This is a genomic window from Streptomyces sp. NBC_00525, from assembly GCF_036346595.1.
In the GTDB taxonomy this organism is placed as follows: domain Bacteria; phylum Actinomycetota; class Actinomycetes; order Streptomycetales; family Streptomycetaceae; genus Streptomyces.
Window position 1 is genome coordinate 4,913,658 of the sequence record NZ_CP107834.1, and the last position, 19,776, is coordinate 4,933,433.

The following is a 19,776-nucleotide window of genomic DNA, read 5'->3' on the forward strand; positions in this document are numbered from 1 at the left end:
GGGTCAATGCCATGCGCACCCGAATTCTCGTACTTGGAAAGCGCGTCGGCTGAAGCAGGGTTCCTCCATGACACCCTGCGGACCGCACCGGCGCGCTCCCCTCGCTTGCCTCACGGCACGAGGGGTTTTTTGTTGCACCGGACCAGGCAAAACGTCGTAAAACACTCGCAAAACTCAGCTTCGAGAAGAGAATGCCGATGACCGAGCAGGCCACAGGGGCCCACCATCCCCAGCCGCGGGCCCGTACCGGCGGATCGCCCTCCGCCTCCGTCGAACACGTCACGGGCGCGCAGTCCCTCATTCGCTCCCTCGAGGAGGTGGGGGCCGACACGGTATTCGGCATTCCCGGCGGCGCCATCCTTCCGGCGTACGACCCGATGATGGACTCGAAGCGCGTCCGCCACGTCCTGGTCCGCCACGAGCAGGGGGCCGGCCACGCCGCCACCGGCTACGCGCAGGCCACCGGCCGGGTCGGTGTCTGCATGGCCACCTCCGGCCCCGGCGCCACCAACCTGGTCACCCCGATCGCCGACGCCTACCTGGACTCGGTGCCGATCGTCGCCATCACCGGCCAGGTGGCCTCCGCCGCCATCGGCACGGACGCCTTCCAGGAGGCGGACATCTGCGGCATCACGATGCCGATCACGAAGCACAACTTCCTGGTCACCAAGGCCGAGGACATCCCGCACACCATCGCCGAGGCGTTCCACATCGCCGCCACCGGCCGTCCTGGCCCGGTCCTGGTCGACATCGCCAAGGACGCCCTCCAGGCGAAGACCACCTTCAGCTGGCCGCCGGTCATGGACCTGCCCGGCTACCGCCCGGTGACCAAGCCGCACGCCAAGCAGATCCGCGAGGCCGCCAAGCTCATCGTCCAGGCCAAGCGCCCGGTGCTCTACGTGGGCGGCGGCGTCATGAAGGCCGGGGCCACCGCCGAACTCAAGGTGCTGGCCGAGCTGACCGGAGCGCCCGTCACCACCACCCTGATGGCGCTCGGCTCCTTCCCCGACAGCCACCCGCTGCACGTGGGGATGCCCGGAATGCACGGTGCGGTCACCGCCGTCACCGCGCTCCAGAAGGCCGACCTGATCGTCGCCCTCGGCGCCCGCTTCGACGACCGCGTCACCGGCAAGCTGGACAGCTTCGCCCCGTACGCCAAGGTCGTCCACGCCGACATCGACCCGGCGGAGATCGGCAAGAACCGCGCCGCCGACGTCCCGATCGTCGGGGACGCCCGCGAGGTCATCGCCGACCTCGTCCAGGCCGTCCAGGCCGAGCACACCGAGGGCAACACCGGTGACTACAGCGCCTGGTGGAAGGACCTCAACCGCTGGCGCGAGACCTACCCGCTGGGCTACGACCTGCCGGAGGACGGCAGCCTCTCGCCGCAGCAGGTCATCCAGCGCATCGGCGAGCTGGCCCCGCCGGACACGATCTTCGCCGCGGGCGTCGGCCAGCACCAGATGTGGGCCTCGCACTTCATCCAGTACGAGCAGCCCGCCACCTGGCTGAACTCCGGCGGCGCCGGGACCATGGGCTACGCGGTGCCCGCCGCGATGGGCGCCAAGGCCGGCATGCCGGACCGCACGGTCTGGGCGATCGACGGCGACGGCTGCTTCCAGATGACCAATCAGGAACTGACCACCTGCGCCCTGAACAACATCCCGGTCAAGATCGCCGTCATCAACAACGGCGCGCTCGGGATGGTCCGCCAGTGGCAGACCCTGTTCTACAACCAGCGGTACTCCAACACCGTGCTGCACTCCGGCGCCGACACCGACGGCAACGCGGCGAAGGGCACCCGCGTGCCCGACTTCGTGAAGCTCTCCGAGGCCATGGGCTGCCACGCGATCCGCTGCGAGGACCCGGCCGACCTGGACAAGGTCATCGCCGAGGCCAACGCGATCAGCGACCGCCCGGTCGTCATCGACTTCATCGTCCACGAGGACGCCATGGTGTGGCCGATGGTCGCCGCCGGCACCTCCAACGACGAGGTCATGGCCGCGCGCGGCGTCCGCCCCGACTTCGGCGACAACGAAGACGACTGAGAGACAGAGAGAGACCGACTTCCATGTCCGAAAAGCACACACTCTCCGTCCTGGTCGAGAACAAGCCCGGCGTCCTGGCCCGGATCACCGCCCTGTTCTCCCGCCGCGGCTTCAACATCGACTCGCTCGCCGTCGGCACCACCGAACACCCCGACATCTCCCGCATCACCATCGTCGTGAATGTCGAGGACCTGCCCCTGGAGCAGGTGACCAAACAGCTCAACAAGCTGGTCAACGTCCTGAAGATCGTCGAACTCGAGCCCACCGCTGCGATCCAGCGCGAGCTCGTCCTGGTGAAGGTCCGCGCCGACAACGAGACCCGCTCCCAGATCGTCGAGATCGTCCAGCTGTTCCGCGCCAAGACCGTGGACGTCTCGCCCGAGGCCGTCACGATCGAGGCCACCGGCGGAGCCGACAAGCTGGAGGCGATGCTCAAGATGCTGGAGCAGTACGGCATCAAGGAGCTCGTCCAGTCCGGAACCATCGCCATAGGGCGTGGCGCGCGTTCGATCACCGACCGCTCGCTGCGCGCCCTGGACCGTACGGCGTAACCCCCCCCCGGGCCCGCCGCGCCGCTCGTATGGCGAGACCCCGAAACGTATCTGACGCACCCCGCCGTACGGTGGGACGCAACACCTGCACACCAAGGAGAAGACCCAGTGGCCGAGCTGTTCTACGACGACGATGCCGACCTGTCCATCATCCAGGGCCGCAAGGTCGCGGTCATCGGCTACGGCAGCCAGGGCCACGCCCACGCGCTGTCGCTGCGTGACTCGGGTGTCGACGTCCGTGTCGGTCTGCACGAGGGTTCCAAGTCCAAGGCGAAGGCCGAGGAGCAGGGCCTGCGCGTGGTGACCCCGGCCGAGGCCGCCGCCGAGGCCGACGTCATCATGATCCTCGTCCCGGACCCGATCCAGGCCAAGGTCTACGAGGAGTCCATCAAGGACAACCTCAAGAAGGGCGACGCGCTGTTCTTCGGCCACGGCCTGAACATCCGCTTCGACTTCATCAAGCCGCCGGCCGACGTGGACGTCTGCATGGTCGCCCCCAAGGGCCCGGGCCACCTGGTCCGCCGCCAGTACGAGGAGGGCCGCGGCGTCCCGTGCATCGTGGCCGTCGAGCAGGACGCCTCGGGCAACGGCCTGGCGCTCGCCCTGTCGTACGCCAAGGGCATCGGCGGCACCCGCGCCGGCGTCATCAAGACGACCTTCACCGAGGAGACCGAGACCGACCTCTTCGGCGAGCAGGCCGTTCTCTGCGGCGGCACCGCCGCCCTGGTCAAGGCCGGTTTCGAGACCCTGACCGAGGCCGGCTACCAGCCGGAGATCGCCTACTTCGAGTGCCTGCACGAGCTGAAGCTCATCGTCGACCTCATGTACGAGGGCGGCCTGGAGAAGATGCGCTGGTCCATCTCGGAGACCGCCGAGTGGGGCGACTACGTCACCGGCCCGCGCATCATCACGGACGCCACCAAGGCCGAGATGAAGAAGGTCCTCGCGGAGATCCAGGACGGCACCTTCGCCAAGAACTGGATGGCCGAGTACCACAACGGCCTGCCCAAGTACAACGAGTACAAGAAGGCCGACGCGGACCACCTGCTGGAGACCACGGGCCGTGAGCTGCGCAAGCTCATGAGCTGGGTCAACGACGAGGACGCGTAACACCCCGGTTCCGGGGGACGGGTCACGGCCCGTCCCCCGGAACCGTCCACCCACCGCTGGAAGAGGCGGCCTCGTACGCGCGTACCCGTCGCCGGGTCTCGTGCGGGTGATCTTTTCGCGGAGCGCGGACGGCGTCCCCGCGCAGGACTACACTGCTCCACATACACGCGTCAGGCCCACAGTGTCGTGCGTCTTCCACGCGGCAAGCCCCTCCACGCCTGCGGCCGTCGGGACGGCCGTCCGCACTGGATCTGTGAGGACTCACGTGAGCTCGAAACCTGTCGTACTCATCGCTGAAGAGCTGTCGCCCGCCACGGTGGACGCCCTGGGCCCGGACTTCGAGATCCGGCACTGCAACGGCGCGGACCGCGCCGAGCTCCTCCCCGCCATCGCCGACGTCGACGCCATCCTGGTGCGCTCCGCCACCAAGGTCGACGCCGAGGCCATCGCCGCCGCGCAGAAGCTCAAGGTCGTCGCCCGGGCCGGCGTCGGTCTGGACAACGTGGACGTCTCCGCCGCCACCAAGGCCGGCGTCATGGTCGTGAACGCCCCGACCTCCAACATCGTCACCGCCGCCGAGCTGGCCTGCGGTCTGCTGGTGGCCACCGCGCGCCACATCCCGCAGGCCAACACCGCCCTCAAGAACGGCGAGTGGAAGCGCTCGAAGTACACCGGCGTCGAGCTGAGCGAGAAGACCCTCGGCGTCGTCGGCCTCGGCCGCATCGGCGTCCTGGTCGCCCAGCGCATGTCCGCCTTCGGCATGAAGATCGTCGCCTACGACCCCTACGTGCAGCCCGCGCGCGCCGCGCAGATGGGCGTCAAGCTCCTCTCGCTGGACGAGCTGCTGGAGGTCTCCGACTTCATCACGGTGCACCTGCCCAAGACCCCCGAGACGCTCGGCCTCATCGGCGACGAGGCGCTGCACAAGGTGAAGCCCACCGTGCGCATCGTCAACGCCGCGCGCGGCGGCATCGTTGACGAGGAGGCGCTGGCCTCCGCGCTCAAGGAGGGCCGCGTCGCCGGCGCCGGTCTCGACGTGTACGCGAAGGAGCCCTGCACGGACTCCCCGCTGTTCCAGTTCGACCAGGTCGTCTGCACCCCGCACCTCGGCGCCTCCACCGACGAGGCGCAGGAGAAGGCCGGTATCGCCGTCGCCAAGTCGGTGCGCCTCGCGCTCGCCGGTGAGCTCGTGCCGGACGCGGTCAACGTCCAGGGCGGTGTGATCGCCGAGGACGTGCGCCCCGGTCTGCCGCTCGCCGAGAAGCTGGGCCGCATCTTCACCGCGCTGGCCGGCGAGGTGGCCGCCCGCCTCGACGTCGAGGTGTACGGCGAGATCACCCAGCACGACGTCAAGGTGCTCGAACTCTCCGCGCTCAAGGGCGTGTTCGAGGACGTCGTCGACGAGACCGTCTCCTATGTGAACGCCCCGCTGTTCGCCCAGGAGCGCGGCGTCGAGGTCCGTCTCACCACCAGCTCCGAGTCGGCCGAGCACCGCAACGTGGTCATCGTCCGGGGCACCCTGGCCGACGGCCAGGAGGTCTCCGTCTCCGGCACGCTGGCCGGCCCCAAGCACCTCCAGAAGATCGTCGCCATCGGTGAGCACGACGTGGACCTGGCCCTCGCCGACCACATGCTCGTCCTGCGCTACGAGGACCGCCCCGGCGTCGTCGGCACGGTCGGCCGCATCCTCGGCGAGGCCGGTCTGAACATCGCGGGCATGCAGGTCTCCCGCGCCGACGTGGGCGGCGAGGCGCTGGTCGTCCTCACCGTCGACGACGACGTCCCGCCGGCCGTGCTGGCCGAGATCTCCTCGGAGATCGGCGCCGCGTCGGCCCGCTCGGTGAACCTCGCCGGCTGACCTTCCGCCCTCGGCGGCCCCGTACCCGGTATGTAGACATCCGTCTTACACAAATGTCTGCATGCCGGGTACGCTGCTGTCATGGGACATCGTGAGGATCTGCTCGAAGGCGCCAAGCGCTGCCTGCTGGAGAAGGGGTACGCGCGCACCACGGCGCGCGACATCGTGGCCGCCTCGGGCACGAACCTCGCCTCCATCGGCTACCACTACGGCTCCAAGGAGGCGCTCCTCAACCTGGCCTTCGTCAAGGTGACCGAGGAGTGGGGCGAGGCCCTCACCGGGGGCGGCGACGAGGACGCGGCGGAGCCGGAGATCCCCGCCGCGCCGCTCGACCAGTTCCGCGAGACCTGGGAGCGGGTGATCGGGAGCTACGAGGAGACCCGCGCCGTTTGGCAGCTCCAGATGGAGGTCATCTCCCGCATCGACTCCGACCCCGAACTCCAGAAGGCCCTGGCCGGACCCCAGCGCGCCGGACGCGACGGGCTCGCCGAGACCATGATGGGCATCGACCCCGAGACCGAGCCGGAGAAGGCCCGCGTGGCCGGACTCTTCTGCCAGGCGCTGCTCGCCGGGGTGATGGTCCAGTGGCTGATGGACGCCGACTCGGCACCCTCCGCCCAGGACCTGACGGACGGGCTCAAGGCGGTCCTGGAGGGCCGCCCGCCGGCCCCCGGCGCCGCACGATGACCGCCCGCACCGGCGAACCCTTCGACCCCGCGCGCGCCGTCGCCGACGTGGAGGCGCTGCTCGCCGCCCCCCTCCCGGCCACCGGCCCCACCGCCGCCGAGGGCGACCCGGACACGGGGGAGTGGCGGGCCACCACCGGCGAGGGCTTCCGGATCGTCCCGCTCTGGGAGTCCCCGGACGAAGGGGACGACGAGGACGACGAGGACGCGGTGGAGGAGGCCGCCGAGGCCCGGCTCGCCGCCCTCGTCGCGGAACTGGAGACCCGCTGGGGCCCGCACCACGCGGTCGCCGTCCATGTCGCGCTGCTCCTGCGCCAGGAGGGCGCGTCGGTGCCGCCGCTGTTCGCGGCCCTGCTGGACGAGGACTGCTACGGGGACCTGGCGGTCTGGGGCCCGCTGCCCGGACGGGGCCGCCATGTCGGGGTGAGCGTCGGGCGCAGCGACGGGGACGCGCCGATGGTGCTGGCCGCCGTGGTCAGCGACCGGCCGATCACCGCCCCGCCCCCGCCCGCCTGGCTGTGAGCCCCGCCGGGTCGTGAGCCCCGCCGGGTCGTGAGCCCCGCCTGGCTGTGAGCCCCGCCGGGTCGTGAGCCCCGGCTCGGCTCCGGGCCCCGCCGGGTTCAGTGCAGCCGGGCCGCCTTCAGGGCCATGTGCAGCAGCAGCCGGTCCTCGCCGTCGTTGAGGTCGAGGCCGGTGAGCTGTTGGACGCGGGAGAGGCGGTAGTACAGCGTCTGGCGGTGGATGCCCAGCTCGGCGGCGGTCCGGGACGCCTGGCCCGCGCAGTCCAGGAACACTTCCGCGGTGCGGGCGAGGTCCCGCTGCGCCGGGGTCAGCAGCGGGCGCACCGCCGGGTCCGGCAGGACGTCCGGGTCGAGCGCGGTCAGCGTCCGGTACGGGCCGATGGCCGACCAGTCGGCGACCGGGCCGAACCGGGCCTCGGCGGCTGCCGCGCGGGCCGCCGCCGACGCCTCGTGCCAGGCGTCGGCCAGCTCCGCGAGGCCCCGGCGGGGGACCGCGATCCCGGCGGTGGCGGCCGTCCCGGCGTCGGCGCGCAGCCGGCCGGCTGCGCTCAGCGCGGGGTCCAGCACGTCGGGGGAGCGCAGCCGGATGAGCGCGGCGAGCGCGGGCGGCCCGGCGCGGCCGGCCGGCGGTGCCCCGGTGAGCGCCGCCGCCGAGGGGACCGTGCGCACGGCGGGCGCGCCGTCCGTCCAGGGGGCCACGCACACCACGGTGTGCAGCCCCTGCGCGTCGGGGCCGAGCGCCTCGGCGAGGGCGGCCACCGCCATGTCCCGCTGCCAGCCGCGCCCGGCGGTCAGGACCGCGCCGAACTCCCTGGACAGATCGGTGCCCGCCCGCTCCTCGTCGGCGAGCAGCGCCCCGATCCGGGCGGCCACCTCCATCGCGGCGTCGAGCTGTCGGTCGGTCGGTCCGGGGTCGGCGCCCAGCAGCCACACGTAACCGAGCACGACACCCCGATGGCGTACCGGCAGGCAGATGCGGTCGCGGTAGACGCCGGCCTCGGGGGTGGCGGGGATGCGGACCGGGCCGGTGGCGCGGGTGATGCCGAAGTTCTCGAACCAGGCGCGGACCGCCGGGGTGGAGCGGCGGGTGAGGATCGAGCGGGTGCGGACGGGGTCCATGGCCGTGGTGTCGTCGCTGTCGTGGGCCCCGAAGGCGACCAGGCCGAAGTCCCGGTTCTCCAGCGTCGCGGGGACGCCGAGCAGTGCCGAGATCTCGTCCACCAGCTCCTGGTAATCGCCCTTCACCCGGCCATTCTCGCACCCCCTTCAGACATATGTCTGAGATCCAGTCCACGGATGTGTGGCAGCTGTCGATGGAAGTGCGGGGAGGCGATGCCTAGATTTCACGGTGGTTCTCCGTGCTGTACCGCTTATGTTCGTTACACGGCATATACGGCGGTGTGGCTTCGTTCGTACTTTCCGTGGGAGGTGCCCCGTGCTGGGTCCCGTGATTCTCGCCGCGTCGCGCAGCGACCGGATGCGCCGGTTCGTCTCGGCCGCGCCCGGCACCAAGCAGGTCGTGGACCGCTTCATCGCCGGCGAGACCGTCGACCAGGTCGTTCCGGTCATCGAGGACGCGGCGGCCAAGGGCCTGGAGGTCACCCTCGACGTCGTCGGCGAGGACATCACCACGCCGGAGCAGGCCGCCGCCGCGCGCGACGCCTATCTGGAGCTGGTCGGCCGGCTGGAGGGCCTCGGCCTGGGCACCCGCGCCGAGATGTCCGTGAAGCTGTCGATGTTCGGCCAGTCCCTGGACGGCGGCCACGAGCTGGCGCTGGCCAATGTGCGCCCGGTGGTCGAGGCCGCCGCCGCGATCGGCACCACGGTGACGCTGGACGCCGAGGACCACACCACCCTCGACTCGATGTTCGCCATCCACGAGGAGCTGCGGAAGGACTTCCCGGAGACCGGCTGCGTCATCCAGGCGTACCTCTTCCGCACCGAGGAGGACGCCCGCCGCCTCGCCGACGCCGGCAGCCGCGTGCGCATCGTGAAGGGCGCCTACAAGGAGCCCGCCTCCGTCGCGTACCAGGACAAGGCCGAGATCGACAAGGCGTACGTCCGCATCCTGAAGATCCTGATGCGCGGCGAGGGCTACCCGATGATCGGCTCCCACGACCCCCGTCTGATCGCCATCGCCCAGGAACTGGGCCGGCAGGCCGGCCGCAAGCTGGACGAGTACGAGTTCCAGATGCTGTACGGCATCCGCAGCGAGGAGCACCTCCGGCTCGCGGCCGAGGGCCACCGCATGCGCGTCTACACCGCGTACGGCACCGACTGGTACGGATACTTCATGCGCCGCCTCGCCGAGAAGCCGGCCAACCTGCTGTTCTTCGGCCGCTCCGTCCTCACCAAGGGCTGAGCCCCCTCCACCCCTCCCACGACTGAAGGAGCCAAGGACACCATGGACGCTGTGACCCAGGTCCCCGCGCCGGTCAACGAGCCGGTTCACTCCTACGCCCCGGGCACCCCGGAGCGCGCCCGCCTGGAGGCCAAGCTCAAGGAGCTCGGCCAGAACCCGATCGACCTGCCGATGACCATCGGCGGCGAGAAGCGGATGGGCGGCGGCGAGCGCGTGGACGTCGTCCAGCCGCACAACCACAAGGCCGTCATCGGCACGTTCGCCGGCGCCACCGAGCAGGACGCGCAGGACGCGATCGACGCCGCCCTGGCCGCCGCCCCGGCCTGGCGCGCGATGTCCTTCGACGACCGCGCCGCGATCATCCTGCGCGCCGCCGAGCTGCTGGCCGGCCCGTGGCGCGAGACGCTGGCCGCCTCCACGATGCTGGGCCAGGGCAAGACCGCCCAGCAGGCCGAGATCGACTGTCCCTGCGAGCTGGTCGACTTCTGGCGCTTCAACGTGCACTACGCGCGCCAGATCCTCGCCGAGCAGCCCCCGGCCAACTCCCCCGGCGTGTGGAACCGCATGGACCACCGCCCGCTGGAGGGCTTCGTCTACGCGATCACGCCGTTCAACTTCTCGGCCATCGCCGCCAACCTGCCGACCGCGCCCGCCCTCATGGGCAACGTCGTGGTGTGGAAGCCGTCCCCGACGCAGACCCACGCCGCCGTGCTGCTGATGCGGCTGCTGGAAGAGGCCGGTCTGCCCAAGGGCGTCATCAACCTGGTGACCGGCGACGGCATCGCCGTCTCCGAGGTGGCCCTGAACCACCGAGACCTGGCCGGCATCCACTTCACCGGCTCGACCCCGACCTTCCAGCACCTGTGGAAGACCGTCGGCAACAACATCGCCAACTACCGCACCTACCCGCGGCTCGTCGGCGAGACCGGTGGCAAGGACTTCGTCGTCGCCCACCCGTCGGCCGACCCGGCCGTCCTGAAGACCGCGCTCACCCGCGGCGCCTTCGAGTACCAGGGCCAGAAGTGCTCGGCGACCTCGCGCGCCTACATCCCGGCCTCCATCTGGAACTCGGGCTTCAAGGAGGCGTTCGCGGCCGAGGTCGACTCCATCACCATGGGCGACGTCACCGACCTGTCGCACTTCATGGGCGCCGTCATCGACGACCGCTCCTTCGCGAAGAACAAGGCCGCGATCGACCGCGCCGCCGCCGACCCGGCCTGCACGATCGTCGCGGGCGGCACCTACGACGACTCGGTCGGCTACTTCGTCCGCCCGACCGTCATCGAGTGCACCGACCCGGAGAACGAGGTCTTCACGACCGAGTACTTCGGCCCGATCCTCGCCGTCCACGTCTACGAGGACGACCGGTACGACGCGATGCTGGAGCAGATGGAGTCGGTCTCCGACTACGCCCTGACCGGTTCCGTCATCGCGAACGACCGCGCGGCGGCCGCGTACACGATGGAGAAGCTGCGGTACGCCGCGGGCAACTTCTACATCAACGACAAGTCGACCGGTGCCGTCGTCGGCCAGCAGCCCTTCGGCGGCGGCCGCGCCTCGGGTACGAACGACAAGGCGGGCGCCCCCCAGAACCTCCAGCGCTGGACCCTCACCCGGGCCATCAAGGAGACCCTGGTCCCGCCGACCGACTACACCTACCCCCACCAGGGCTGAGCAGCCGCCCTCCGGGGCCGCCCCGCACTCCGCCCCCCGCCCGGTTCCCCTGCCGGGCGGGGGGCGGTTTCCATGCCGCACGGGAACCGGGCGCGGATTCAGGCCCAGCCGTGCACGATCACCCCGAGCCCCACCGCGAAGCCCCCGTCCAGCAGCGCCAGATAGCGGCCGTACAGCCGGCGGTGGCGGCGCAGCAGCAGCCCGAACGCGGCGAAACCGAGCCCCACCGTCACCGTCCGCGACCCGCGCGCCGCCGCCGAGGCGGCCAGCCAGTCGGCCGCCGGCACCGAAGCCCGGCCCGCCTCGGCCCCGTACACCTTGAACGGGATGCCGTTCCACGGCTGGTGGCGCACGGCCGACGCGCCCTCGACCGCCAGCTCCGCGCGGACCTCCGCCCGCATCCGGTCCGTGGTCAGCGGGGCCGGCAGCGCCACGCCCGCCGCCGCCAGGTGCAGGGCGAGCAGCCCGCCCGCCAGGCTGCCGGCCAGCGCGCCCAGCGACAGCCGCAGCGCCGCGCGCGGCACCGCCACGCACACGACGCCGAGCAGCAGCTCCGGCATCAGCGGCCAGCTCAGCGCCTCCGCGAACGCCCAGCAGAAGGCCAGCGGCACCCCCGCGCGCGACGCGGCGACGGCGGCCACCCGCCTGCGCACGGCCGAGTCCCGCAGCGGTTCGGCGGCCGTACGCTCCTGGAGCGCGCGCACCGCGTCGCGCGCCTCCTGCGGGGAGACCCCGGCGGACAGCGGCTCCCCGATCGTGACGCGGACCAGGGCGGAGCGCAGCCGGCCGTGCTTGGGCAGCAACCGTCCCGTGCCCGCGATGCCCACCGGCACCACCGGCACGCCCGCCTCCGCGGCCAGGACCAGCGCGCCCCGGTGGAAGGCGCCGAGGGTGCCGTCCGCGGCGCGGGTGCCCTCCGGGAAGAGCACGACCGCCCGGCCCTCGCGCAGCTCGCCGGTCATCGAGAGCAGATCGGCCGTCCCGCCGCCCGAGCGCCGGACCGGGAAGCCGGCCGCCAGCCTGCGGCAGATCCGCCGCCGCCAGGGGGAGGCGAACCAGTAGTCGGCCGCCGCGCCGATCGCCGGTCCGTGCCGGGCGTCGAGCGCGGCAAGCAGCGCCGCGGTGTCGGCGTGCGAGGTGTGGTTGGCGACCACGACGCAGCCGCCGCGCGGCAGCCGGCCGCGTCGCTCGATCCCGCCGGTCAGGCTGAGCACCCCCCACCACAGGCCGCGCCGCAGCGCGGACGCGATCCGCGAGCGGACCGGCAGGACCGTGTCACCGGGGCTGCGTACCAGGGTCGTCGTCACGTCATCACCATCGCCAGGAGGAGGGCCACGAGCAGGGAGTCGATCCGGTCGAGCAGGCCGCCGAAGCCGGGCAGCCAGCTGCCCGCGTCCTTCACCCCGGACTCGCGCTTGACCATCGACTCGACGAGATCGCCCAGCACGCAGCCGCCGACGACCGCCGCCCACAGCGGCAGGCTGAACGCGCCGAGCACCAGCAGCAGGGCCGCCGTGGCCACCGCCGCGCCCAGCACCCCGGCCCAGGTCTTGTTGGGCGAGAGCGGCGACAGCGGCCGGGCGAGCGGACCGCGCCGGCCCAGCGCCGTACCGCCGCACCAGGCGCCGACGTCACCGAGGGCCACGGCCAGGCCCACCACCACCGCCGTGTCGCCGAGGGACACCAGACCGGTCAGCGCGACCGGTATCCACAGCAGCCCGAACGCGGTGCGCGCGGTGCGGGTGAAGCCCGTACGGTCGTCCCCGCCGAGCACGGCGGGCAGCGCCGCCGCGACGAGCAGCAGGGCCGCCGCGCGCAGGTCCAGGACGTGCGGGGCGAGCCAGGCCAGGGCCGGCAGCACGCCGGCCGCCGCCACCAGCACGGCCAGGTCGCTTCGGCGCAGCCCCGCCATCCGGGCGTACTCGCCGGCCGCGACCGCGCCCAGCCCGGCGGCCAGCGCGTAGCTGCCGCCGCCGCCCAGGAAGTACGCGCCCAGGAAGACCGGCGCGACCAGGGCCCAGGTCCGCCAGCGCCGGCGCAGTTCGGCGCGCATCCGCACCCCGGCCGGCAGCACGGCCACCGCGACCCCGCCCGCGCCCAGCACGCCCGCGACCAGCGGCACCGCGCGGGCGGCGGCCTCCTCGGCGATCAGGACGGCGCTCATGCCGTCTCCCGCCAGAGGCCGGCCAGCCGGAGCAGCGCGGTGAGCAGGGAGCCGGCCGCGATCACGGCCAGCACCGGGACGGCCCAGCCGCTCGCGGCGGCGATCACCACGAGCAGGCAGCGCTCGGTCTTGCCGACCGGGCCGCCGTTGCGGCGGGGTGCCCCGGCCGCCGCCCCGGCCAGCGACACCCAGGAGGGCAGCGTCGCGGCGAGACCCGTCAGGGCGACCAGCCAGAGCGGGGCGAGGGTGAGGAAGCCCGCCAGCACGACCAGGTCGGCCAGCCGGTCGCCCAGCTCGTTGAGGATCGCGCCGCGCCGGGTGGTCCGGCCGGTGTCGCGGGCCAGCGCCCCGTCCAGGTTGGCGAAGGCGAGCCGCGCCGCGAGCAGCACGGCGACCGGCAGGGCGGCGACCGGGGCGGGCAGCCAGGCCAGCGCGGCGGCCGCACCGGCGGCGGCGACCACCCCGGCGGCGGTGAGCGTGTCGGGCGACACCGCACGGCGGGCCAGCGCGGCGCGGACGCCGGCGAGCCGGTCCGCGTACCAGGGCTTGAGAGCGTAGAGGCCGTTCATGACCCCAACTCTCGTGCGATGCACATGTCTTCGACACGGGTCGGCTACTCAGGTACGCCTGAGTACCAGCGCGGGCCGCACCCGTGCGGCGAGGGGTCCGCGCCGAGCCCGCGTCTCAGATAGTAGGAAGTCCGAGTAATTGTGGAGACAGACAGGCCCGGCTGTTCTAGCTTTGTAGAAGCCGAACGTCTCGCTCGATCAAGCGACCGGCGGTAGAGAGTGCGCGCCCCCGCGCAGGCAACCCCTGCGGCGCCCGCTCCCCGCCCCTTCCGGCACCTCGAAATCACTGATCTCGACATCACCCCACGCTGTTCGATCTCGAAATCCTCGCGATCTCAAGGAGTCGATCCACCATGGCCGAAACCACCGTCCGCCGCGTCCGCCACACCCACCGCCCGACCGAGTCGGAGCGCCGCGCCGCCGCTGCCGCCCTCCAGCGCGCCCTCGACCGCCGGGACAACGGCGGCTCCACCGGCCACTGAACCGAACGCCTCCGCCCCGCCCCGTACACCCGTCCGGGTGTCCGCATGATGGACGTGACGTGTCATGGGGTGGGACGAGCAGTAGGGTGCGCACATGTCTCGCAGCATCAATCTCGCAGTGATCCCCGGTGACGGTATCGGCCAGGAGGTCGTGGCCCAGGGCCTCAAGGTCCTCAACGCTGTTCTCCCGCAGGATGTGAAGCTGGAGACCAAGGAGTACGACCTTGGCGCCCAGCGCTGGCACCGCACCGGCGAAACCCTCCCCGACGCGGAGCTCGAAGCCCTCAAGGGGCACGACGCCATCCTGCTCGGCGCGATCGGCGACCCGTCCGTGCCCTCCGGAGTCCTGGAGCGCGGGCTGCTGCTGAAGCTGCGCTTCGCCTTCGACCACTTCATCAACCTGCGGCCCTCGAAGCTCTTCCCGAACACGGACACCCCGCTGGCCGGCCGCCCGGACATCGACTTCGTCGTGGTCCGCGAGGGCACCGAGGGCCCGTACACCGGCAACGGCGGCTCGCTGCGCACCGGCACGGAGCACGAGGTCGCCACCGAGGTCAGCCTGAACACCGCCTTCGGTGTCGAGCGGGTCGTGCGCGACGCCTTCGAGCGCGCCGCCGCCCGTCCGCGCAAGAAGCTGACGCTGGTCCACAAGAACAACGTCCTCGTGTACGCGGGCCACCTCTGGAAGAACATCTTCGACAAGGTCGCCGCCGAGTACCCGCAGGTCACCACCGACTACCTGCACGTCGACGCCGCGACGATCTTCTTCGTCACGCAGCCGGAGCGCTTCGACGTCATCGTCACCGACAACCTCTTCGGCGACATCCTCACCGACCTCGCCGCGGCCGTCTCCGGCGGCATCGGCCTGGCCGCCTCCGGCAACATCAACCCGACGGGTGCCTTCCCGTCGATGTTCGAGCCGGTCCACGGCTCCGCCCCCGACATCGCGGGGCAGGGCAAGGCCGACCCGACCGCCACGATCCTCTCCGTCGCCCTCCTGCTGCGCCACCTCGGCTACGACGCCGAGGCCGTGCGCATCGAGGACGCCGTCTCCGCCGACCTCGCGGAACGCGACGGAGCGGCCCGTACGACCGACGAGATCGGCGACGCCCTCGCGGTACGCGTAGCGGGCTGATCCGACGACTCCCCAAGAAGCCGCCGGGTCGCAGACGCACCCGGCGGCTTCTCCTGTGCGGCCTTCGGGTGTCACCATCGAACCCTGGATCGCATTCACGCCATTTCGTGCGCGGTACCTGTCGAGCAATAATCGAACAGGGCCGTGTCCCGCAGCAATGCTCGGACGTCCTAGCACCTGATGGCGCGCACGCGGTCCTACCCACACAAAACGGTGAAGGACACGCACTCATGACGACGCCCACGATCGAGCTCAAGCCCTCCGCGCACCCGCTGTCCGACGCGGAGCGCGAGGCGATCCTGGCCCAGCCCGGATTCGGCCGCCACTTCACCGACCACATGGTGACGATCAAGTGGACCGAGGGCCGGGGCTGGCACGACGCCCAGCTCGTCCCCTACGCGCCGCTGTCGATCGACCCCGCCAACATGACGCTGCACTACGGCCAGGAGATCTTCGAGGGCCTCAAGGCGTACCGCCGGCCGGACGGCTCCGTCGCCACCTTCCGCCCCCGGGCCAACGCCGAGCGCTTCCGCGCCTCCGCCCGCCGGCTCGCCATGCCCGAGCTGCCCGTCGAGACCTTCGTCGCCGCCTGTGACGCCCTCGTCCAGCAGGACGTTGCCTGGGTTCCGGCGCACGGCGGCGAGGAGTCCCTCTACCTGCGCCCCTTCATGATCGCCACCGAGGTCGGCCTCGGGGTGCGCCCGGCCAACGAGTACCTCTTCCTCGTCATCGCCTCGCCGGCCGGCGCCTACTTCCCGGGCGGTGTGAAGCCCGTCTCCATCTGGCTCTCCGAGGACCGGGTGCGCGCCGTGCCCGGCGGCATGGGCGACGCCAAGACCGGCGGCAACTACGCCGCCTCCCTGCTCGCCCAGGCCGAGGCCGCCGCCAAGGGCTGCGACCAGGTCGCCTACCTCGACGCCGTCGAGCACAAGTGGGTGGAGGAGCTGGGCGGCATGAACCTCTACTTCGTGTACGGGGACCGCATCGTCACCCCGGCCCTCACCGGCTCCCTGCTCGCCGGCATCACCCGCGACTCGCTGCTCAAGCTGGCCGGCGACCTCGGGTACACCGCCGAGGAGGGCCGCGTCTCCATCGACCAGTGGCGCGACGACACCGCCGCCGGCACCCTGACCGAGGTCTTCGCCTGCGGCACCGCCGCCGTCATCACCCCGGTCGGCACCGTGAAGTGCGCCGGCGGCGAGTGGAACCAGGGCGACGGCACCCCCGGCCCGGTCACCCTCAAGCTGCGCGAGCGCCTGCTCGACATCCAGCGCGGCACCGCCGAGGACACCCACGGCTGGATGCACTCCCTCGCGTAACCGGCGCCCGTACCCCCCGCGGACCGCGTCCGGCGTCTCGCCGGACGCGGTCCGCGCGCCCGCATCCTGAGACGGGGCGGGAGTCCGGGCCGCTCCTGTGCCAGACTGCGTCCGTGCCCTCGTTCGTCATGATTATTGGCAGCAGGCGCGCCGGTCCGCAGTGACCGTTCCGTACCACGACGTACGGCACGGCCACCGTGCCCCAGACCCGCGCGCAGACCTCTCGCACCCGCGAGGGGTTTTTTGTTTTGCGGCCTCACCACGGCCGGAACGCGAGGCGCGCGGGAAGATGGGGGCAAGTGGAGCCAGATCGTCCGGATTCCACTCATCCGACAGGAGTCAGACCAGCAATGACCACCAAGGCCAAGCCCACCGACGACAGCTTCCATGTCTTCGACACCACGCTGCGCGACGGCGCCCAGCGTGAAGGCATCAACCTGACGGTCGCCGACAAGCTGACCATCGCCCGGCACCTGGACGAGTTCGGCGTCGGCTTCATCGAGGGCGGCTGGCCGGGCGCCAACCCCCGTGACACCGAGTTCTTCGCCCGCGCCCGCCAGGAGATCGAGTTCAAGAACGCCGAGCTGGTCGCCTTCGGCGCGACCCGCAGGGCGGGCGGCTCGGCCGCCGACGACCCCCAGGTCAAGGCGCTGCTGGAGTCCGGAGCCCCGGTGATCACGCTGGTCGCCAAGTCCCACGACCGCCATGTGGAGCTGGCCCTGCGCACCACCCTGGAGGAGAACCTGGAGATGGTCCGCGACACCGTCTCCCACCTCCGCGAACAGGGCCGCCGGGTCTTCGTCGACTGCGAGCACTTCTTCGACGGCTACCGCGCCAACCCCGAGTACGCCAAGTCCGTCGTCAAGGCCGCCGCCGAGGCCGGCGCCGACGTCGTCATCCTCTGCGACACCAACGGCGGGATGCTCCCGGCCCAGGTCCAGGCCGTCGTCGCCACCGTCCTCGCCGACACCGGCGCCCGGCTCGGCATCCACGCCCAGGACGACACAGGCTGCGCCGTCGCCAACACCCTGGCCGCCGTGGACGCCGGCGCCACGCACGTCCAGTGCACCGCCAACGGCTACGGCGAACGCGTCGGCAACGCCAACCTCTTCCCGGTCGTCGCCGCGCTGGAACTCAAGTACGGCAAGCGGGTCCTGCCCGACGGCGCGCTGGCCGACATGACCCGCGTCTCGCACGCCGTCGCCGAGGTCGTCAACCTCACCCCCTCCACCCACCAGCCCTACGTCGGCGTCTCCGCCTTCGCGCACAAGGCCGGGCTGCACGCCTCCGCGATCAAGGTGGACCCGGACCTCTACCAGCACATCGACCCCGCCCTCGTCGGCAACACCATGCGGATGCTGGTCTCCGACATGGCCGGCCGCGCCTCCATCGAGCTCAAGAGCGACGAGCTGGGCATCGACCTCGGCGGCGACCGCGAACTGGTCGGACGGGTCGTCGAGCGGGTCAAGGAGCGCGAACTCAGGGGCTACACCTACGAGGCGGCCGACGCCTCCTTCGAACTGCTGCTGCGCGCCGAGGCCGAGGGCCGGGTGCGGCGCTACTTCCGCACCGAGTCCTGGCGCGCCATCGTCGAGAACCGGCCGGACGGCACCCACGCCAACGAGGCGACCGTGAAGCTGTGGGCCAAGGGTGAGCGCATCGTCGCCACCGCCGAGGGCAACGGCCCGGTCAACGCCCTGGACCGGGCGCTGCGCGTGGCCCTGGAACGGATCTACCCGCAGCTCGCCAAGCTGGAGCTGACGGACTACAAGGTCCGCATCCTGGAGGGCCGCACCGGCACCGACTCCACCACCCGCGTCCTGATCACCACCGGCGACGGCACCGCCGAGTGGTCGACCGTGGGCGTCGCGGAGAACATCATCGCCGCCTCCTGGCAGGCGCTGGAGGACGCGTACACCTACGGGCTGCTGCGCGCCGGCCTCGAACCCACGGACTGACCCGTACGGGGCGACGCCCCCGTCCGCCCGCCGTCAACCGGCGTGGCGGGCGGGGGCGTTCGCGTGCACGGCCCCGTACGGGCAACGAGTGAACGGGATGCGGCGGACCGCGTCAAGGGTTTGTACGTTCAGGAGTTGAAGCCAAGGGTCGTCCTCTCCCCGTTGCCGGATGGGTACGGACCAATCTCGGCGTGAAGTATTGACGGCGTTGTTCGAGCGGGGTTAACTCACGCCACCAACGCCGGTACCGGTTCCGGAACCGGTTGCGGTACCGGTTCCACCGCAGGCCGCTCCCACCGCCCCGCCGTGCCCTGGAGGCCCCGATGCGTGTCACCATCGCCGACGTCGCCCGCGAGGCCGGCGTCAGCAAGACGACCGTGTCCCGGGTCATCAACACCAAGGGCGAGGTGGACGGTGCCACGGCCGCCCGCGTCCGCGCGGTGATCGCGCAGCTCGGCTACGTACCCAGCTCGGGCGCCGTGGGCCTGGCCCGCGGCAGCAGCCGCACCGTCGGCATGCTGGTGCCCTCGCTGACCTGGCCCTGGATGGGCGAGGTGCTCCAGGGCGTCGTCGACACCGTCGAGGCCGCCGACTACGGGCTGCTGCTGTTCACCTGCAACCGGGGGGCCGAGTCCGTCCAGCGCTTCACCAGCCAGGTGTCGGCGCGGGCCTTCGACGGACTGGTCGTGGTGGAACCCGAGAACACCCTGGACCACCTCACCGAACTGCACCGCGACGGCCTGCCGATCGTGCTGATCGACGATCGCGGCCACCACCCCGAGTTCCCCTCCGTCGTGACCACCAACCACGAAGGGGGCGCGTCGGCCGCCCGCCATCTGCGGGATGCCGGACGCACCCGGCCCGTCGTCATCACCGGCCCCGAGGGCTTCGGCTGCGTACGCGACCGGCTGGCCGGGTTCGTCTCGGTCCTGCCCACCGACCTCGTCGTCCGGGGCGACTTCACCGAGCGCTGCGGCCGGCTCGCCGTGGAGGAACTCCTCGCGGCCGGCACCGAGTTCGACTCGGTCTTCGCCCACAACGACATCACCGCGGCCGGTGTGCTGCGGGCGCTGCGCGCCGCCGGGAAGTCCGTGCCCGGTGACATCGCGGTCGTCGGCTTCGACGACATCCCGATGGCCGAACACACCGAACCGCCCCTGACCACCGTGCGCCAGCCCACCCGGCGGATGGGTGAGACGGCGGCACGGATGCTCCTCGCGCATCTCGGCGGCACGCCCGCGCCCGACGCCCCGGTCGTGCTGCCCACCGAACTGGTCGTGCGCCACTCGGCGCCCTGGCGGTAGGGGCTCCCCGGGCCCGCCACCGCACCCGTAAACGC

General features: G+C 71.8%; 17 protein-coding genes. 13 read left to right on the forward strand and 4 right to left on the reverse strand.

Annotated elements, in window-relative coordinates; genetic code table 11:
• Positions 1–191: 191 nt before the first annotated feature.
• From OG710_RS22000 to OG710_RS22025, 6 genes are all read left to right on the forward strand, one after another.
• Entirely contained in the window at positions 192–2,048 is a 1,857-nt protein-coding gene (locus tag OG710_RS22000; RefSeq protein ID WP_330240847.1) for an acetolactate synthase large subunit, read from the forward strand.
• A gap of 23 nt (positions 2,049–2,071) precedes the next feature.
• Positions 2,072–2,599: an acetolactate synthase small subunit gene (gene ilvN, locus OG710_RS22005; RefSeq protein WP_111338392.1), complete on the forward strand. Its 528-nt coding sequence runs from the start codon at positions 2,072–2,074 to the stop codon at positions 2,597–2,599.
• A 108-nt stretch (positions 2,600–2,707) separates the two neighbouring features.
• On the forward strand, positions 2,708–3,709 hold the full coding sequence (gene ilvC / locus OG710_RS22010; protein WP_330240848.1) for a ketol-acid reductoisomerase: 1,002 nt from the start codon (positions 2,708–2,710) through the stop codon (positions 3,707–3,709).
• A 265-nt stretch (positions 3,710–3,974) separates the two neighbouring features.
• Positions 3,975–5,567, forward strand: coding sequence for a phosphoglycerate dehydrogenase (serA, locus tag OG710_RS22015; protein WP_330240849.1), 1,593 nt, complete (start codon positions 3,975–3,977; stop codon positions 5,565–5,567).
• Between the two features lie 81 nt (positions 5,568–5,648).
• Positions 5,649–6,254: a TetR/AcrR family transcriptional regulator gene (locus OG710_RS22020; RefSeq protein WP_330240850.1), complete on the forward strand. Its 606-nt coding sequence runs from the start codon at positions 5,649–5,651 to the stop codon at positions 6,252–6,254.
• Positions 6,251–6,775: a hypothetical protein gene (locus OG710_RS22025; RefSeq protein WP_330240851.1), complete on the forward strand. Its 525-nt coding sequence runs from the start codon at positions 6,251–6,253 to the stop codon at positions 6,773–6,775. Before OG710_RS22020 ends, OG710_RS22025 begins: the two co-directional genes overlap by 4 nt.
• A 98-nt stretch (positions 6,776–6,873) precedes the next feature.
• On the opposite strand, the gene OG710_RS22030 is transcribed toward OG710_RS22025, so the two are convergent.
• Positions 6,874–8,019, reverse strand: a complete 1,146-nt coding sequence (locus tag OG710_RS22030; protein WP_330240852.1) for a PucR family transcriptional regulator — start codon at positions 8,017–8,019, stop codon at positions 6,874–6,876.
• Between the two features lie 190 nt (positions 8,020–8,209).
• Here OG710_RS22030 and OG710_RS22035 point away from each other — a divergent pair, with 190 nt between their 5' ends.
• Both OG710_RS22035 and pruA read left to right on the forward strand, forming a co-directional pair.
• Positions 8,210–9,136: a proline dehydrogenase family protein gene (locus OG710_RS22035; RefSeq protein WP_330240853.1), complete on the forward strand. Its 927-nt coding sequence runs from the start codon at positions 8,210–8,212 to the stop codon at positions 9,134–9,136.
• A gap of 42 nt (positions 9,137–9,178) precedes the next feature.
• Complete coding sequence (gene pruA / locus OG710_RS22040; protein WP_111338399.1) at positions 9,179–10,810, forward strand: L-glutamate gamma-semialdehyde dehydrogenase; 1,632 nt, start codon at positions 9,179–9,181, stop codon at positions 10,808–10,810.
• A gap of 98 nt (positions 10,811–10,908) precedes the next feature.
• On the opposite strand, the gene OG710_RS22045 is transcribed toward pruA, so the two are convergent.
• Genes OG710_RS22045 through OG710_RS22055 form a run of 3 tightly spaced genes read right to left on the reverse strand, consistent with a single transcriptional unit; the run spans position 10,909 to position 13,543 of the window.
• Complete coding sequence (locus OG710_RS22045) at positions 10,909–12,117, reverse strand: lysophospholipid acyltransferase family protein (protein ID WP_443064285.1); 1,209 nt, start codon at positions 12,115–12,117, stop codon at positions 10,909–10,911.
• Complete coding sequence (locus OG710_RS22050; protein WP_330240854.1) at positions 12,114–12,974, reverse strand: phosphatidate cytidylyltransferase; 861 nt, start codon at positions 12,972–12,974, stop codon at positions 12,114–12,116. The genes OG710_RS22045 and OG710_RS22050 overlap by 4 nt, the downstream gene beginning before the upstream one ends.
• The gene (locus OG710_RS22055; protein WP_330240855.1) at positions 12,971–13,543 is read right to left on the reverse strand and encodes a CDP-alcohol phosphatidyltransferase family protein; all 573 of its coding nucleotides are present in this window, start codon (positions 13,541–13,543) and stop codon (positions 12,971–12,973) included. The genes OG710_RS22050 and OG710_RS22055 overlap by 4 nt, the downstream gene beginning before the upstream one ends.
• A 353-nt stretch (positions 13,544–13,896) precedes the next feature.
• On the opposite strand from OG710_RS22055, the gene OG710_RS22060 reads away from it, so the two are divergent.
• The 5 genes from OG710_RS22060 to OG710_RS22080 all read left to right on the forward strand — a co-directional run bounded on the left by OG710_RS22060 (position 13,897) and on the right by OG710_RS22080 (position 19,741).
• Complete coding sequence (locus tag OG710_RS22060) at positions 13,897–14,025, forward strand: hypothetical protein (protein WP_274543550.1); 129 nt, start codon at positions 13,897–13,899, stop codon at positions 14,023–14,025.
• A gap of 94 nt (positions 14,026–14,119) precedes the next feature.
• The gene (locus OG710_RS22065; RefSeq protein WP_330240856.1) at positions 14,120–15,160 is read left to right on the forward strand and encodes a 3-isopropylmalate dehydrogenase; all 1,041 of its coding nucleotides are present in this window, start codon (positions 14,120–14,122) and stop codon (positions 15,158–15,160) included.
• A gap of 230 nt (positions 15,161–15,390) precedes the next feature.
• Positions 15,391–16,479, forward strand: coding sequence for a branched-chain amino acid aminotransferase (locus OG710_RS22070; RefSeq protein ID WP_330240857.1), 1,089 nt, complete (start codon positions 15,391–15,393; stop codon positions 16,477–16,479).
• Positions 16,480–16,829: 350 nt separating this feature from the next.
• Positions 16,830–18,437: a citramalate synthase gene (gene cimA, locus OG710_RS22075; protein WP_330240858.1), complete on the forward strand. Its 1,608-nt coding sequence runs from the start codon at positions 16,830–16,832 to the stop codon at positions 18,435–18,437.
• 323 nt (positions 18,438–18,760) lie between these two features.
• Positions 18,761–19,741: a LacI family DNA-binding transcriptional regulator gene (locus OG710_RS22080; protein WP_330240859.1), complete on the forward strand. Its 981-nt coding sequence runs from the start codon at positions 18,761–18,763 to the stop codon at positions 19,739–19,741.
• Positions 19,742–19,776 lie beyond the last annotated feature (35 nt).

Coding starts and splice junctions, on each gene's coding strand:
- OG710_RS22000 (WP_330240847.1), top strand. CDS start 192: ATGCCGATGACCGAGCAGGCCACAGGGGCCCACCATCCCCAGCCGCGG.
- OG710_RS22065 (WP_330240856.1), top strand. CDS start 14,120: ATGTCTCGCAGCATCAATCTCGCAGTGATCCCCGGTGACGGTATCGGC.
- OG710_RS22080 (WP_330240859.1), top strand. CDS start 18,761: ATGCGTGTCACCATCGCCGACGTCGCCCGCGAGGCCGGCGTCAGCAAG.
- OG710_RS22050 (WP_330240854.1), bottom strand. CDS start 12,974: ATGAGCGCCGTCCTGATCGCCGAGGAGGCCGCCGCCCGCGCGGTGCCG.
- OG710_RS22055 (WP_330240855.1), bottom strand. CDS start 13,543: ATGAACGGCCTCTACGCTCTCAAGCCCTGGTACGCGGACCGGCTCGCC.
- OG710_RS22070 (WP_330240857.1), top strand. CDS start 15,391: ATGACGACGCCCACGATCGAGCTCAAGCCCTCCGCGCACCCGCTGTCC.
- OG710_RS22060 (WP_274543550.1), top strand. CDS start 13,897: ATGGCCGAAACCACCGTCCGCCGCGTCCGCCACACCCACCGCCCGACC.
- cimA (WP_330240858.1), top strand. CDS start 16,830: ATGACCACCAAGGCCAAGCCCACCGACGACAGCTTCCATGTCTTCGAC.
- pruA (WP_111338399.1), top strand. CDS start 9,179: ATGGACGCTGTGACCCAGGTCCCCGCGCCGGTCAACGAGCCGGTTCAC.
- OG710_RS22020 (WP_330240850.1), top strand. CDS start 5,649: ATGGGACATCGTGAGGATCTGCTCGAAGGCGCCAAGCGCTGCCTGCTG.
- ilvN (WP_111338392.1), top strand. CDS start 2,072: ATGTCCGAAAAGCACACACTCTCCGTCCTGGTCGAGAACAAGCCCGGC.
- OG710_RS22025 (WP_330240851.1), top strand. CDS start 6,251: ATGACCGCCCGCACCGGCGAACCCTTCGACCCCGCGCGCGCCGTCGCC.